The 15,255-nt window shown below is 37.0% G+C and carries 15 protein-coding genes, 1 tRNA gene, 1 pseudogene and 1 other annotated feature; all 17 genes and pseudogenes read left to right on the forward strand.

Going from position 1 to position 15,255, the window contains the following annotated elements:
• Positions 1-191: 191 nt before the first annotated feature.
• A complete protein-coding gene (ccpA, locus tag HNQ37_RS07430; RefSeq protein ID WP_183540857.1) occupies positions 192-1,193 on the forward strand; it encodes a catabolite control protein A in 1,002 nt (333 codons plus the stop codon).
• Positions 1,194-1,261: 68 nt separating this feature from the next.
• Positions 1,262-1,408 (forward strand) — a sequence feature (ribosomal protein L20 leader region).
• Positions 1,409-1,468: 60 nt separating this feature from the next.
• Positions 1,469-1,972, forward strand: a complete 504-nt coding sequence (gene infC / locus HNQ37_RS07435) for a translation initiation factor IF-3 (RefSeq protein WP_183540859.1) — start codon at positions 1,469-1,471, stop codon at positions 1,970-1,972.
• A 58-nt stretch (positions 1,973-2,030) separates the two neighbouring features.
• Positions 2,031-2,231: a 50S ribosomal protein L35 gene (gene rpmI, locus HNQ37_RS07440; RefSeq protein WP_183540861.1), complete on the forward strand. Its 201-nt coding sequence runs from the start codon at positions 2,031-2,033 to the stop codon at positions 2,229-2,231.
• Positions 2,232-2,337: 106 nt separating this feature from the next.
• The gene (gene rplT / locus HNQ37_RS07445; protein ID WP_183540863.1) at positions 2,338-2,691 is read left to right on the forward strand and encodes a 50S ribosomal protein L20; all 354 of its coding nucleotides are present in this window, start codon (positions 2,338-2,340) and stop codon (positions 2,689-2,691) included.
• A 92-nt stretch (positions 2,692-2,783) separates the two neighbouring features.
• Positions 2,784-3,311 carry an HD domain-containing protein gene (locus tag HNQ37_RS07450; protein WP_183540865.1) on the forward strand — a complete coding sequence of 176 codons (528 nt, stop codon included), beginning with the start codon at positions 2,784-2,786 and terminating at the stop codon, positions 3,309-3,311.
• An 82-nt stretch (positions 3,312-3,393) separates the two neighbouring features.
• Positions 3,394-5,217 carry a translation elongation factor 4 gene (lepA, locus tag HNQ37_RS07455; RefSeq protein WP_183540867.1) on the forward strand — a complete coding sequence of 608 codons (1,824 nt, stop codon included), beginning with the start codon at positions 3,394-3,396 and terminating at the stop codon, positions 5,215-5,217.
• A gap of 362 nt (positions 5,218-5,579) precedes the next feature.
• Positions 5,580-8,126, forward strand: a complete 2,547-nt coding sequence (gene gyrA, locus HNQ37_RS07460; RefSeq protein ID WP_183540869.1) for a DNA gyrase subunit A — start codon at positions 5,580-5,582, stop codon at positions 8,124-8,126.
• A gap of 107 nt (positions 8,127-8,233) precedes the next feature.
• Positions 8,234-9,328: an FAD:protein FMN transferase gene (locus HNQ37_RS07465; RefSeq protein WP_183540871.1), complete on the forward strand. Its 1,095-nt coding sequence runs from the start codon at positions 8,234-8,236 to the stop codon at positions 9,326-9,328.
• A 730-nt stretch (positions 9,329-10,058) separates the two neighbouring features.
• Positions 10,059-10,334, forward strand: a complete 276-nt coding sequence (rpsP, locus tag HNQ37_RS07470; RefSeq protein WP_183540873.1) for a 30S ribosomal protein S16 — start codon at positions 10,059-10,061, stop codon at positions 10,332-10,334.
• Positions 10,335-10,374: 40 nt separating this feature from the next.
• Positions 10,375-10,623: a KH domain-containing protein gene (locus HNQ37_RS07475; protein ID WP_183540875.1), complete on the forward strand. Its 249-nt coding sequence runs from the start codon at positions 10,375-10,377 to the stop codon at positions 10,621-10,623.
• Between the two features lie 210 nt (positions 10,624-10,833).
• Positions 10,834-11,337: a dihydrofolate reductase gene (locus HNQ37_RS07480; protein ID WP_183540877.1), complete on the forward strand. Its 504-nt coding sequence runs from the start codon at positions 10,834-10,836 to the stop codon at positions 11,335-11,337.
• A 64-nt stretch (positions 11,338-11,401) separates the two neighbouring features.
• Complete coding sequence (locus tag HNQ37_RS07485; protein WP_183540879.1) at positions 11,402-11,572, forward strand: hypothetical protein; 171 nt, start codon at positions 11,402-11,404, stop codon at positions 11,570-11,572.
• Positions 11,573-11,628: 56 nt separating this feature from the next.
• On the forward strand, positions 11,629-12,861 hold the full coding sequence (gene clpX / locus HNQ37_RS07490; RefSeq protein WP_183540881.1) for an ATP-dependent Clp protease ATP-binding subunit ClpX: 1,233 nt from the start codon (positions 11,629-11,631) through the stop codon (positions 12,859-12,861).
• On the forward strand, positions 12,858-13,445 hold the full coding sequence (gene yihA / locus HNQ37_RS07495) for a ribosome biogenesis GTP-binding protein YihA/YsxC (protein WP_183540883.1): 588 nt from the start codon (positions 12,858-12,860) through the stop codon (positions 13,443-13,445). The genes clpX and yihA overlap by 4 nt, the downstream gene beginning before the upstream one ends.
• Before the next feature lie 78 nt (positions 13,446-13,523).
• Positions 13,524-13,595: transfer RNA gene (locus HNQ37_RS07500), tRNA-Gln, on the forward strand.
• Between the two features lie 249 nt (positions 13,596-13,844).
• Positions 13,845-14,483 carry a deoxynucleoside kinase gene (locus HNQ37_RS07505; RefSeq protein WP_183540885.1) on the forward strand — a complete coding sequence of 213 codons (639 nt, stop codon included), beginning with the start codon at positions 13,845-13,847 and terminating at the stop codon, positions 14,481-14,483.
• Between the two features lie 459 nt (positions 14,484-14,942).
• Positions 14,943-15,127 (forward strand): annotated as a pseudogene (locus HNQ37_RS08750) (IS30 family transposase); the annotation flags it as partial.
• Positions 15,128-15,255 lie beyond the last annotated feature (128 nt).

The raw sequence follows: 15,255 nt of genomic DNA on the forward strand, positions 1-15,255 counted from the left end.
TCCTTTTCTACTTGTCTTCTTTCAAATTCAAGTATAAGAAATTCAGGTGTTTTTTTCTTGCTTCAGGTGGCTAAACTAATTTTACAATTTGCCAAAATTAAGAAAATATAAAAAATTAGGATTTGAGACTTGTAAAGGCTTTCAGAAAACGATATAATGTAAGAAAATGAAAATTTGTGAAAAGAGAAGACATGGAAGAAAATAATACCATTACTATTTATGATGTCGCTCGTGTCGCAGGGGTTTCAATGGCAACAGTTAGTCGGGTCGTCAACGGCGTAGCTAACGTTAAAGAAACAACTCGAAAACGAGTATTGAACGTTATTGAAGAACTTGATTACCGACCTAATGCGATTGCCCGCGGACTTGCAAGCAAGCGATCAACAACTATTGGTATCGTTTTGCCATCATTTACTCACTCATACTATTCAAGAATTATTATCGGTATTGATGATGTCGCACGTATGTATAACTATAACATCTTGATTGCTAACTCAGATGGGGATCCAGATAAAGAAATGGCCCTTATTGACGATTTTGCAGCAAAACAGGTTGATGGTATTATTTTTATGGGGGACACGATGGCTGATTCAGTCCGTCAACGTATTTCTCGTTTGCGAACGCCTGTTATCTTAGCTGGTATGATTGATCCAGAAGAGCAAGTGCCAGCGGTAACGATTGACCATCGTCAGGCAACCGTTGAAGCAGTTGGTATCTTAGCAAAGAATCACGAAAAACTAGCATTGATTACCGGACCTTTGGTAAATGCCATTAATACTGAACGTTTTGACGGTTTCAAAGAGGCACTTGAAGCAAATCATCGGGCATTTTCTGAACTTCAAGTAATTGAAACAAAGTATTCTTATAAAGCAGGTATGAAGTTAGTTGACCGTGTGCTTGCTATGGGAGCAACTGCTGCCTATGTGACGGATGATGAAGTAGCTGCGGGACTTCTGAACGGCTTACTAGATTCTGGCGTTAAAGTACCAGAAGATTTCGAAATCATCACTTCAAACAATACAATTGTAACAAATTATACACGCCCAAATCTTACAAGTATCGACCAACCTTTATATGATGTAGGTGCCGTATCTATGCGCTTTTTAACTAAACTCATTAATAAAGAAGAAATTGATGAAAAGACGGCTATTTTACCATATCGTATGGCTATAAAGCAATCAACTAGACAATAAGAGCAAGACTATTTCCTATTTGTGCTTTACTCTTGACAGGATATAGGTCTTGTGATAGAATAATAAATGTTGTAAAGCAGAAGCACCCGCTTCTCGCCTAAGTACTTTCCATGATAAATTCATGTGAACAGTTTTGGGCTAACAGATGAAATTATTCTTAAAATGAATTTCATTTTTGCGGGGTGCTGCTAGGCGCCTCGTTTTTGTTTTATCAACGAGTAAGTTTGGGTCTATGTACCCGAAAGGAGATTGACATAGCAAGAGAGACCGTTACGATGAACGGCGCAATTCGCGCTAAAGAAGTTCGTCTTATCACTGCAGAAGGTGACCAACTTGGTATCACAGATACTAGTATAGCTCTTTCACAAGCAGAAGAACAAGGACTCGATCTTGTTCTCATTTCCGCTCAAGCAACACCACCTGTTGCAAAGATTATGGATTTTACCAAGTTTAAGTTTGAGCAAAAGAAGAAGCAGAAAGAGAATAAGAAGAATCAAACTATCATCATGATCAAAGAAATTCGTCTAAGTCCGGTTATTGACGATAATGACTTTAATACAAAGCTTAAGCAGGCACGTAAGTTCCTAGAAGCTGGAAATAAAGTCAAAGTGTCAATTCGTTTCCGTGGACGTATGATCACCCACCAAGATGTGGGGCGTGAAGTGATGGATAAATTCGCAGAAGCAACAAAAGATATTTCAACTGTTGAATCTAAAGCGAAAATGGATGGTCGTCAAATGTTTTTACAATTGGCCCCATTAAAGAAAAAGGACAACTAATTTTTTATTAGTATCTCATCAATGAAGCTTATTATTGAGCACAAGAAAGGTTAAGAATATGCCAAAACAAAAAACTCACCGCGCATCTGCAAAACGGTTCAAACGTACAGCTAGTGGCGGACTCAAACGTTTCCACGCTTACACATCTCACCGTTTCCATGGTAAGACTGTGAAACAACGTCGTCAACTTCGTAAAGGATCTATGGTTTCAAGTAGCGATTTCAAGCGTATTCGTCGTATGATTGCGACAATGAAGTAATTTCTTTACTTTATTAAGAAGTGGCTCCCATTTGATGGGAAATGAAGAGAAATCTTCAGTTATTAATATGATTTAAATCTAAGAAATATTTAAGGAGAAATAAAATATGGCACGTGTAAAAGGTAGCGTCGCAACTCGTAAACGTCGCAAACGCGTATTAAAACTCGCTAAAGGTTACTATGGAGCTAAGCACACGCTCTTCAAGACAGCTCATGAACAAGTCATGAACTCTTACTATTATGCATTCCGCGATCGTCGTCAAAAGAAACGTGATTTCCGTAAATTGTGGATTGCTCGTATCAATGCAGCAGCACGTATGAATGGTCTTTCATACAGCAAGTTGATGCACGGTTTAAAGCTATCAGAAATTGAAATTAACCGCAAGATGTTGGCTGATTTGGCAGTAAGCGATGCAGCAGCATTCACTGCGCTTGCTGAAACAGCAAAGAAGGCACTTTAAAAAAACCGCCGATGAGGCGCTTTTTTTGTTTAATACATTTATACTATTAGTATTTGATTTGCAAAAAATAAATGAAAAGCTATAATGAGCGCATGAAGAGAAAAAGCGTAGAATTAGACGAGGATCGCCCTTGGTTGGATGATCCTGACTATTTGGCTATTGTTGGTGAATTCCTCGAACTTCCTGAACTAAAAAAACTTGATATGATCGAGCACCATCATATCTCTACACGTTTGCAACACTGTTTGCGAGTCTCTTATCAAAGCTATACATTAACTAAAAGGTGGGGATGGAAATCCTACGAAACAGCTCGTGCAGGCCTTTTTCATGACCTTTTCTATTACGATTGGCGTGAAACTAAATTTGCCAAGTCACATGCCTATGTGCATCCTCGTATTGCATATCGAAATGCTAAAAAATTAACAGAAATTAGTCCGCTTGAAAAAGATATTATTATAAAACATATGTGGGGGGCAACTTTAGCACCTCCACGCTATAAAGAGTCATTTGTTGTAACTTTTGTAGATGATTTCATTTCGGTCAGAGAATGGAGATACTCGCGACGCATTAAAAAACAGGTTAGAAAACATCTTCGTATGGATATGAGAAAAGTAAATTGAAATTTGGACTGGAGCTTTAGCTCTAGTTTTTTTGTACACGAACACTCGGAGCTAGGGCTAGAACTATGATATAATTGAAATAATGAATATTCAAGAAATGAAAGATAGACAGGGAAAAATAAGAAATTTTTCTATCATTGCCCATATTGATCATGGCAAATCAACTTTAGCTGATCGCATTTTGGAATTGACTGAAACTGTTTCAAAACGTGAATTACAAGCTCAGATGCTGGACAGTATGGATTTGGAACGTGAACGTGGGATTACGATAAAACTTAATGCTATTGAGCTCAATTACAAAGCGGATGACGGAGAAACCTACATTTTCCATTTGATTGATACGCCAGGGCACGTCGATTTCTCTTACGAAGTTTCTCGTTCTTTAGCAGCTTGTGAAGGAGCCTTGTTAGTTATTGATGCCGCACAAGGTATCGAAGCTCAAACCTTAGCTAATACTTATCTCGCACTTGATGCAAATCTTGAAATCATCCCTGTTATTAATAAAATTGATCTTCCATCGGCTCAACCAGATGTTGTTCGACAGGAAATAGAAGATGAGATTGGTCTTGATGCTTCAGAGGCAGTATTGGCTTCAGCTAAAGCGGGAATAGGAATTAAAGAAATCCTTGAGCAAATTGTAGCTAAAGTTCCTGCCCCTACGGGTGATCTTGAAGGATCATTAAAGGCTCTTATTTTTGATTCAGCATATGATTCTTATCGTGGTGTTATCTTACAAGTTCGTTTAAAAGAAGGTACCGTTAAAGTTGGTGATCGAATCCGATTGATGTCAAACGGAAAAGAATTTGATGTAACTGAAGTGGGTATTTTTAATCCCAAAACTGTTTCCCGTGATATATTAATGGCTGGTGATGTTGGCTATATTGCTGCATCAATCAAAACGGTCGCTGACACACGTGTTGGTGATACTATTACTGGAGCTGACAATCCAGCAACTGAACCTCTTGAAGGTTATAAAAAGATGAATCCCATGGTCTTTGCTGGTATTTATCCAGTTGAGTCCAATAAGTACAATGAACTTCGTGATGCTTTGGAGAAACTTCAACTGAACGATGCCAGCCTTCAATTTGAGCCTGAAACGTCTCAAGCGTTGGGTTTTGGCTTCCGTTGTGGCTTTTTAGGACTTCTTCATATGGATGTTATCCAAGAGCGTTTGGAACGAGAGTTCAACATGGATTTGATAATGACTGCACCTTCAGTGATTTATCATGTCATCACAACAGATGGTGTAACTCATGAGGTAGCTAACCCTTCTGAATTTCCTGATCCTTCCTATATTGAAGATATTGAAGAGCCCTATGTAAAGGCACAGATTATGGTACCAAATGATTATATTGGTGCTGTTATGGAACTGTCTCAAAGGAAGCGGGGTGACTTTGTTACCATGGATTATCTAGATTCAAATCGAGTGAATGTTATTTATCATATTCCTTTAAATGAAATTGTCTTTGATTTCTTTGATAAATTGAAATCATCTACTAAGGGATATGCCAGCTTTGACTATGAAATAACAGATTATCAAAAAAGTAAACTCTTGAAGATGGATATACTCTTAAATGGTGAGAAAGTTGATGCACTCTCTTTCATTGCACATAAAGAATTTGCTCAAGCTCGTGGTCGCGCTATTGTTGAAAAACTCCGTAAATTGATTCCGCGCCAAATGTTTGAAGTACCAATTCAGGCAGCTGTTGGTGGGAAAATATTAGCTCGTGCCGACATCAAGGCCTTGCGTAAAAACGTTCTTGCAAAGTGTTACGGAGGAGATATTTCACGGAAACGCAAGTTACTTGAGAAACAGAAAGCTGGTAAGAAACGAATGAAGTCCATCGGAAATGTAGAAGTTCCACAGGAAGCTTTCCTCTCTGTTTTGAGCATGGATGAAGATTAGACAGCATTAAATGTTGTGTTCCTATCAGATTACAAATTTAAATATTGCAGTCAGATTGAGAATTCAACATTGTTTGTTACCAGTTAGGTATTTTGATTATTGTATAAGCACACTCTTCATCAAATTCTCATTATTATTTTCTCATTATTATTTATGGTGATAAAGTTTCAGTTTGTTATTTACCTCAATTTAAAAATAATTTTGTGTTTAAATTAAAAATCTCAATGTTAACTGACTAAAATATCACACTCTATTAGATTTTAATAGCTTAGTGGGACTAGGCAAAACGTTCGAAATCCCTGTATTTTCGGGGATTTTTTGCTATAATTAAGGAGGTCTAAATTGGATTTAGAAAGTGAAAAATGGAAGATAAAAACGTAGTAGAAGTTAATCTTGCTAAGGAAATGCGAACGAGTTTCATTGATTATGCAATGTCGGTAATTGTTGCTCGAGCTTTGCCTGATGTACGTGATGGTCTAAAGCCAGTTCATCGTCGTATTTTATATGGTATGAATGAACTTGGCAATACACCAGATAAACCACATAAGAAATCAGCCCGTATCACGGGCGACGTTATGGGTAAATACCATCCACACGGGGATTCCTCTATCTATGAAGCTATGGTTCGAATGGCACAATGGTGGAGTTATCGTCACATGCTCGTCGATGGACATGGTAACTTTGGTTCAATGGATGGAGATGGCGCTGCCGCTCAACGTTATACTGAAGCACGTATGTCTAAGATCGCACTTGAAATGCTTCGTGATATTAATAAAAACACAGTAGATTTTGTAGACAACTATGACGGAACAGAGCGTGAGCCAATTGTTTTACCCGCAAGATTTCCTAATCTTTTAGTAAATGGAACAACAGGTATTGCGGTTGGAATGGCGACAAATATTCCTCCACATAACCTAGGAGAAACTATCGCTGCTGTTGATATGTTGATGGAAAACCCAGATGTCACAACTCGTGATTTGATGACTGTTTTGCCTGGACCAGACTTTCCTACGGGAGCGCTGGTCATGGGAAAATCAGGTATTTTCCGGGCTTATGAGACAGGTAAAGGATCCATCACTCTTCGAGCGAAGACTGAAATTGAAATAACGAAAGCGGGCAAAGAACGTATCGTTGTGACAGAGTTCCCCTATATGGTTAATAAGGCAAAAGTGCATGAACATATCGTGCGTTTGGCGCAAGAAAAACGTATTGATGGGATTACTGCTTGTCGGGATGAATCTTCGCGTGAAGGTGTACGTTTGATTGTGGAAATTCGCCGTGATGCCTCAGCTTCAGTTGTTCTGAATAACCTTTTCAAGTTAACACAACTCCAAATCTCATATGGCTTCAACATGTTAGCGATTGAAAATGGAACGCCCAAAATTTTGTCTTTAAAGCAGATTTTGACGGATTACATTGAGCATCAAATTGAAGTGGTAACACGTCGTACTGTCTTCGATAAGGCTCGTGCTGAAGCTCGTTCTCATATCTTAGAAGGCCTTCGTATTGCTCTTGATAATATAGATCGGATTATTAGCATCATCCGTGAGTCTCAAACTGATGCAGAAGCTCAATCTACTATGATGTCTGAGTTTACTTTGTCTGAAAAACAATCACAAGCTATTCTTGATATGCGTCTTCGTCGATTGACAGGGTTGGAACGTGACAAAATTGAAAGTGAATATCAAGATTTGATCGCGTTAATTGCTGACTTAGCTGACATTTTGTCAAAGCCTGAACGTGTTAAAAAGATTATACGTGAAGAACTTGAGGAAGTTAAGACTAAGTTTGCTGATAAACGTCGTACTGAATTATTAGTTGGCGAGGTAATATCTCTTGAAGATGAAGATCTCATCGAAGAAGAGAATGTTTTAATTACCTTGTCAAATAAGGGCTATGTGAAACGTTTAAATAATGATGAATTCCGCGCTCAAAAACGTGGTGGACGTGGAGTTCAAGGCATGGGTATGGCGGATAACGATTTCGTTCAACACCTTGTCTCCACCTCAACGCATGATCGTCTGCTCTTCTTTACTAATTTAGGGCGAGTTTACCGAATGAAGGGATATGAAATTCCTGAATATGGGCGAGCTGCCAAAGGTCTACCAATTGTCAACCTTTTAAAACTGGATGAAGGTGAAAAAATTGCAACCATCATTGATGTAGATAATCAAAAAGCTGAGTATCTCTTCTTCACGACTCGAAATGGTGTTGTAAAGCGAACCTCGACTGAACAATTCGCAAATATTCGTACTAACGGTTTAAGAGCTTTGAATCTACGTGAGGGTGATGAATTAATTAATGTTCTTCGTACTGAAATTGAAGATGAGATTATCATCGGTACTCACAATGGTTATTCGGTTCGTTTCAAGTCTAAAGTGGTTCGTGATATGGGACGTAGTGCTTCCGGTGTACGAGGTGTGAATTTACGTGAAGGAGATTTTGTCGTTGGAACCTCAGTGATTAAAGATGGTCAAGAAGTACTTGTTATATCTGAAAAAGGTCTTGGTAAACGAACTAAGGCGTCAGAATATCCTACCAAGGGTCGTGGTGGTAAAGGTATCAAAGTCATGAATGTGACAACAAAAACGGGTAAATTAGCTGGTCTAACTGCAATCAATGGAGATGAAGATATTATGGTTATTACGGATACCGGTGTTATAATCCGTACCAATGTATCAAATATAAGTCAAACTGGTCGTGCCACACAAGGCGTTAAAATAATGCGTCTTGATGAGGAAGCTTCAATTGTGACTTTTGCGCTTGTTGACCCAGTAGAAGAAGTAATTGAGAATGAAATTGACGCGATTTTAGATGAAAATACAGGTGTTTCAGAGCCTGTCGTTGTTAATCTTGAAGATAAGTCGATTGATCGTATTCTAAAGGCGACTGAAGAAGTCCCAGAATAAAATTTTTAAAGAGAAGGTTGAAATTTCAATCTTCTCTTTTTTGCATATGGAATATCTACTTACTTATAAAATGTAAGGATTTCAGCCATTTGTGGTAAAATTTATTTATGAAAAAGTTCAAACTCCCTTTAGCAATTGGATTGTTTTTCGGGCTAACTCTTGTATTAAGCTCATGTTCTTCGACTTCATCATCAAGTTCAGATGGAAAATTACTCAAAACGCCTGAGATCTCTCAAGTTGATACAATGGGAACAACAGTTAAGATTACCGATTACACGCCAAATACAAAATCACCTGTCACAGCTGCTTTAAAAATTGCTCAAGATTATGATACTTGGGTGACGGTTAACCAACCTGGATCAGTTGTTGACAAAATCAATACTAATGCAGGGATTGCACCTGTCAAAGTAAACTCAGGTGTATTTAATCTCATCCAAGGGGCGACCGACTTGTCGGCACAGAAAACAGGTTTTGATGTGACAGTGGGGCCCTTAACACAGCTCTGGCATATTGGTTTTGATGATGCCAAGAAGCCAAGCCAAGCCGAGATTAATCAGGTTTTGCCTTTGATAAATTATAAATTTATCCAACTAGATAAAAAAAATCAAACTGTTTACTTAACACAAAAGGGAGCTCAGCTTGATTTGGGATCAATGACGAAGGGGTATGTAGCTCGTCTCATGGCAGATAAGTTGAAGGCTGGTGGTGTGAAGAATGCCATTGTCGATCTAGGCTCTTCAAGTCTTTATGTGATGGGACATGGCCCACGAGGTACAAATACAGAATGGAATGTTGGCATAAAGGATCCTAATAATCCTGATGGGGAAGATATAGGTCTCCTTTCAGTCCAGGATCAGTTTGTTTCAACATCAGGTATTTATGAGCGTTTTATCGAAGTAGATGGGATCAAATATGCACATATTTTAAATCCTGAAACTGGCTATCCTTTTGATAATGATATACAGAGTGTAACAATCGTTGGTAAAGATAACTTCTCATATGGTGATGGTGTAACTACGGCTGTCTTTGCACTTGGAACAAAAACTGGTTATGACTATGTTCTAAAAAATAAACTTCAAGCTATTTTTATTGACAAAAATAATAAAATTTATGTCACACCGGGTCTTAAAAACAAATTTACTGTCAATTCTGATTCAAAATATAAAATCGCTTCCATCTCCGCGCTTAAAGGAAATGGATAATTTTTAGGAACGTTGTAATTTGCCATTTTATAAGTATTTGATATAATTAAAAAGTATACATTGGTTTGTGAATATTTAAATCTGTTCTTGCTTTAGTTTTTAATAAATCAATAAGGAATATGATAATCGCTTTTAGGAAAAATAGTTATCAAGTCTAAAATTTTCAGTAAAACAACTAAAGATTAACAAGAAAATAAAGGGAAATTTTGATTTTGGTCAAGTTCAAGCAATAGATTTCAATTCGGTTTTCAATTTACAATTAATTCAAAAGCTTCTTGTTATTGGTGGTGGCTTAGCAATATTTTATGGTGTTGATTTAAGCCAACTTCTATTTTGGGCATGTTTGTTGAAGAAAAATCAAGTGATTGGTCAAAGCAATTATGCACTCGCCAGTCACCATGTTTTTGGAATCACAAGCGTTTCTGCATTGCTTTTCTTACCATTGCAAAATGCAAAATTGGGAATGAAGATTTACCTGACAGATAAGGTTAACATTTTATCAGTAATTGATGACCATTTAGCGGATTATTGTAAATGGCAACGGATCATTTTTCATTTGATAAAGGTTCTAAGGATATACTGACCGCGTTTAAAATGAAGTACAATCAATTTGAAAATTGATACTTAGTTTACGTTTTTTTGAAAATATTACCTGTCAAGTTTTTTACTTGACAGCATCTCTGAATTCTAGTATACTTGTGAAGTAAATTAAGAAAAGGAGACAATTCAAATGTCTGTAAAAATCCGTATGACTCGTATGGGCTCTAAGAAAAAGCCATTCTACCGTATTAACGTTGCTGATAGTCGCACACCTCGTGATGGACGTTTCATCGAAACAGTAGGAACTTACAACCCATTGGTTGCTGAAAATCAAGTAGTTCTTAAAGAAGATCGCGTACTTGAATGGCTTGCAAATGGTGCACAACCATCTGATACAGTTCGTAATATTTTGTCTAAAGAGGGAGTTTTAAAGAAATTCCACGAGACAAAATATGGAAATAAATAATTAGCAGGGCAATTGAGCACTGCAAAAAGGAGTATTCACAATGACTGATATCAAAGAATTGATCTTGACAATGGTGAAACCACTTGTCTCGAATCCTTCTGCAGTTACGCTCACGAGCCAAGATGGCGATGAATTTGAGGAGTATCATCTCCAAGTTGACCAAGCTGATCTTGGTCATGTTATTGGACGTCAAGGCCGAATTATTCAAGCTGTTCGCACAATTGTTTATTCAATTCCTGTTGAAGAGGGAAAGAAGAAGATTCGTCTTCTAGTTGACCAAGACGATTAAGTCTTTTTAAACTATACTAGACCTACCTTTCGGGGTAGGTTTTTTAATCTCATTAGTGCTTCTAAGCTAATTTAAGTTTACACACTTTATGAAGAAGCTTAAACCAATTCATGTTTTCCACTATATTGACCTATTTCCTAAAATAGGATAAATCTTTTTGTATATTTTTTTATTAAATAGACTCTAGCCTCCTTGTGCTATAATTATAGGATGAAAAAAATCATTGGAATATGGGCTCAAGATAAGAACGGTTTGATTGGATCAAAAGGAATTCTCCCTTGGCATTTGCCATCTGAGATGAAACATTTTAAGTCAAGCACAATGGGAGCTGCAATCATTTCAGGACGTAAGACCTTTGAAGGAATGAATAAACGGGTTTTACCTGGTCGAGTGAATCTTGTTCTGACAAGAGACCTCAACTATCAATCAGATAATGTTATTGTTGTCCATGATCGAGAAGAGGTTTTAAATTGGTTTGGTAAACAAGATAAATCTCTTTATGTAACCGGTGGGGCTGAACTATTTCGTCTTTTTGAGCATGATTTTGATGAGCTACTTAGAACAGTGGTTGAAGGTGACTTTGAAGGAGATACTTGGTTTCCAAAAGATTTTGATCTAAGTAAATTTGAAATGTTATCAAGTCAAATGTATGAGGCTGATGAAAAAAATTCTCATGCTTTTGAAATTCAAAATTTTCACAAAGTCAGAAACTAATCACTTTGGATCAAACTTCCATAGTGCGACTATAGACGGGCTAATTATAGCCTGAAAGGTTTAAATGTATAAAAATATTTTTGGTCTTTTCACAGTATTACTTGGTGTTATCTGTGTAGTTTTGACAATAGAAAGTATTCGTAAAAAGCGATGGGGGCTTGCTGTTTTCTTTATTTTGAATGCCTTCACTAATCTAGTAAATTCAATTCATGCCTTCTTTGGTAGCCTCTTTTAAGAATTCTTTTGGATAATCTCAAATTATAATAAACATATAGGAAATTTAATAAATAAATGAAAAACGAAACAATTTATTGTTCATTCTGTGGCAAATCATCTGATGAGGTTAAACTCATTGCAGGGCATGACGCTTTTATTTGTAATGAATGTGTGGAGCTTTCACGTCAGATCCTTAGCCAAGATGTAGAATTTATGGATGAAGAGGTTGAAGAAGGTCTTGTTGAAGTCAAAAAGCCAAAAGAAATTATGGAAATGCTTGACAATTATGTCATTGGTCAGACCCGAGCTAAACGCGCATTAGCAGTAGCTGTCTATAATCACTATAAGCGAATCAACTATAGCTTATCAGGAGTTGACAATGGAATTGAGCTGCAAAAATCAAATATTTTGATGATTGGCTCAACAGGCTCAGGCAAGACTTATTTAGCTCAGACCTTGGCAAAGTCCTTAAATGTGCCTTTTGCAATCGCTGATGCAACCTCTTTGACAGAAGCTGGTTATGTGGGTGAAGATGTAGAAAACATATTACTTAAGCTTTTACAAGCTTCTGACTTTAATATTAAACGTGCTGAACGAGGTATTATCTACATTGATGAAATCGATAAAATAGCAAAAAAATCAGAAAATGTTTCCATCACACGCGATGTTTCTGGCGAGGGTGTCCAACAAGCACTGTTGAAGATCATTGAAGGAACGATAGCCTCTGTTCCTCCTCAAGGTGGACGCAAACATCCCAATCAGGAAATGATTCAAATTGATACTAAGAACATCCTCTTTATAGCAGGGGGAGCTTTTGATGGCATTGAAGAGATCGTGAAGCAACGTTTGGGTGAGAAAATTATTGGCTTTGGTGCTAATAATAAGGCTTTGTCTGAGGGCGATTCATACATGCAAGAGATTATTGCAGAAGATATTCAGAAGTTTGGGTTAATTCCAGAATTTATTGGTCGTATGCCCGTTGTTGCAGCCTTAGAGACTCTTACTGAAGAAAATTTGATTCACATTTTGACCGAACCTAAGAATTCACTGGTTAAACAGTATTCTCAGCTGATGCGTTATGACGATGTTGAGTTGGAGTTTGAAGATTCTGCACTTCGTGCAATTGCAAAAAAAGCCTTGGACCGTAAAACAGGTGCTCGCGGTTTACGTTCGATCATCGAAGAAACAATGTTAGATGTTATGTTTGAAGTGCCAAGCAAAAAAAATGTTCATCGCGTCATTATCACTGAAGGTGCGGTAGATGGAACTGATAAACCTCAACTTTTAAAAGAAAGAAAACCAGCATGACAGTCAATTTGAATAATCTATCGTTGACTATTTCTGCCGCTTCGGAAAAACAGTGGCCAGTTACAAAACTGCCAGAAATTGCCTTGGCAGGTCGGTCAAATGTAGGTAAGTCAAGCTTCATTAATACAATGTTTAATCGTAAAAATTTTGCCAGAACCTCAAGTACACCAGGTAAGACACAGCTTTTGAATTTCTATAACATTGATGGTTTAGTGCATTTTGTGGATGTCCCTGGTTATGGGTATGCTCGTGTTTCTAAGAAGGAGCGTGAACATTGGGGAGAAATGATAGAGGGCTATTTAACAAAACGTGAAAATCTTCAAGCTGTAGTCTCTCTTGTTGATTTCCGCCATGAGCCAACTCACGATGACGTTCTAATGTATCAATTTTTGAAGTATTACCATATTCCGGTTATTGTTGTGGCAACCAAAGCTGATAAAGTGACACGTAATCGTTGGAGTGGCAATGAAAGTGTAATAAAAAAAGTCCTTCAGTTTGATTCTACTGATGAGTTTATTGTCTTTTCGTCTGAGACCAAGCAAGGACGTGACCAGGCCTGGTCAATTCTTGAAAAATATTTTTGAGAGTGATATAATAACTCTTGTTGATTTCTTCACCCAATACTGTAAAAACATATGAAAAAGTGAGGGCAACAAGATTCTTGGGATATAGCCAAGCGGTAAGGCATCGGTCTCTGACTCCGATACGCGCAGGTTCGAATCCTGCTATCCCAGTTTTAATCTAAATGGTGAGTTTACTCATCATTTTTTATTTATTACGTAATCATAAATTTAAACTTTAAAAATACTGTATTTAGTATGCTATGATAATAATATCGAGTTATTTCTACAGGATGTAGAAAATTTATGGTATACTATTTAAAGTAAATTCTGGAAATATATAAAAGAAAAGACAAATTTAATGATGATCTGAGCAAATAATAAATACTTTGGTCAGCGTAAATAGAAAGAGGCGACATTATATTGATAGTTTTAGCAGGCACCATTGGTGCAGGAAAATCAAGCTTGGCAAAAGCATTAGGGGAATATCTGGGAACGGAGGTTTTTTATGAATCTGTTGATAATAATCCCGTTTTAGATTTATACTACAAGGATCCTAAAAAATATGCCTTTCTACTACAAATATACTTCCTGAACAAGCGTTTTGAGTCAATCAAAGCAGCATACAGGCAAGATAACAATATCTTGGATCGTTCTATTTTTGAAGATGAACTTTTTTTGACATTAAACTATAAAAACGGAAATGTCACAAAAATTGAACTTGAGATTTATAAAGAACTTCTCAGCAATATGATGGAAGAACTTGAAGGTATGCCAAAAAAACGGCCGGATCTTCTAGTATACATTGATGTCAGTTTTGAGACTATGCTTTCTCGTATCAAACAAAGAGGTCGTGACTTTGAACAAGTCGATGACCAACCAGATTTGGAGGCTTACTACAGGCAAGTTCATGAGGAGTATCCAGGTTGGTATGAAAACTATTCAGCCTCTCCAAAAATATCAATCAATGGTGATGAAACTGATTTTGTTAATAATCCGAAAGATTTAGCAAAGGTTTTGACTAAAATTGATAATGAACTTTCAAAATTGGGTTTAACTTAAATAATAAGATTGGTAAAGTGCCATCAAGGTGCTTTTTTATTATAAAATAATTGGTAATCAAAAAAGCGTCAACCATGCACTCCACGATTAATAAAGTCAAATCAAAAGTCAAATTGTAAAATTAGTTTAGCCACCTGAAAAAAGTAAAAAGCACCTGAATTTATTCTACTTGAATTTGTAAGAACACAAGTAGAAAAGGAATTCAGATGCAAGGCTATTTAGCATAAAAGGCAAAGAACTTGTATATACAGGACGTCAGATGATTGAGTGTTGGTACAATAAATAGGCTAAGACACCGTCGGATCAGCTCTTAAATAAAGCTCCCCAGACAAATCGATAATGAACTTCTTAAAAGAAAAGGAAAGTGCACTTAAAAATAAAGAGAAAGTATTATGCGCATCCTGCACAAGGAACACCACAGAGCCAATAAAAGTCACTGTGTCCACCATTCAAAGCTCACCTCTGTACTGTTGTTGTCATACCTATGCGAGCTTTAAACGTGGAAGCAATGAGAATCATAACCGCATGATTCGATGTTTCTTACCCAAAGGAACAAAGCAAATCACAACTCAGGCTGTTTCCAAAATTGAGATATGGATGAACGCTATCCAAGAAAAATGTTTAAGCATCAGACATCAGCTTAGGTGTTTATTTGAAATTTTTCTTTATTATCGTTTGGCAAATTGCAAATTTAATTTAGCCACCCCGATACATCTGAAGTGGTGTCTGATACTTGAACATTTTTCTTGGATATTGATTCATCCAAGTCTCA

The sequence above is a fragment of the Lactovum miscens genome, from assembly GCF_014202895.1.
Taxonomy (GTDB): domain Bacteria; phylum Bacillota; class Bacilli; order Lactobacillales; family Streptococcaceae; genus Lactovum; species Lactovum miscens.

What these genes read in the sequence shown, in the direction of transcription:
- HNQ37_RS07485 (WP_183540879.1), top strand. Translation starts at nt 11,402, where the DNA reads ATGTATAAAAATATTTTTGGTCTTTTCACAGTATTACTTGGTGTTATC.
- ccpA (WP_183540857.1), top strand. Translation starts at nt 192, where the DNA reads ATGGAAGAAAATAATACCATTACTATTTATGATGTCGCTCGTGTCGCA.
- rpmI (WP_183540861.1), top strand. Translation starts at nt 2,031, where the DNA reads ATGCCAAAACAAAAAACTCACCGCGCATCTGCAAAACGGTTCAAACGT.
- rpsP (WP_183540873.1), top strand. Translation starts at nt 10,059, where the DNA reads ATGTCTGTAAAAATCCGTATGACTCGTATGGGCTCTAAGAAAAAGCCA.
- lepA (WP_183540867.1), top strand. Translation starts at nt 3,394, where the DNA reads ATGAATATTCAAGAAATGAAAGATAGACAGGGAAAAATAAGAAATTTT.
- HNQ37_RS07450 (WP_183540865.1), top strand. Translation starts at nt 2,784, where the DNA reads ATGAAGAGAAAAAGCGTAGAATTAGACGAGGATCGCCCTTGGTTGGAT.
- gyrA (WP_183540869.1), top strand. Translation starts at nt 5,580, where the DNA reads ATGGAAGATAAAAACGTAGTAGAAGTTAATCTTGCTAAGGAAATGCGA.
- yihA (WP_183540883.1), top strand. Translation starts at nt 12,858, where the DNA reads ATGACAGTCAATTTGAATAATCTATCGTTGACTATTTCTGCCGCTTCG.
- HNQ37_RS07480 (WP_183540877.1), top strand. Translation starts at nt 10,834, where the DNA reads ATGAAAAAAATCATTGGAATATGGGCTCAAGATAAGAACGGTTTGATT.
- HNQ37_RS07475 (WP_183540875.1), top strand. Translation starts at nt 10,375, where the DNA reads ATGACTGATATCAAAGAATTGATCTTGACAATGGTGAAACCACTTGTC.
- rplT (WP_183540863.1), top strand. Translation starts at nt 2,338, where the DNA reads ATGGCACGTGTAAAAGGTAGCGTCGCAACTCGTAAACGTCGCAAACGC.
- clpX (WP_183540881.1), top strand. Translation starts at nt 11,629, where the DNA reads ATGAAAAACGAAACAATTTATTGTTCATTCTGTGGCAAATCATCTGAT.
- HNQ37_RS07465 (WP_183540871.1), top strand. Translation starts at nt 8,234, where the DNA reads ATGAAAAAGTTCAAACTCCCTTTAGCAATTGGATTGTTTTTCGGGCTA.
- infC (WP_183540859.1), top strand. Translation starts at nt 1,469, where the DNA reads ATGAACGGCGCAATTCGCGCTAAAGAAGTTCGTCTTATCACTGCAGAA.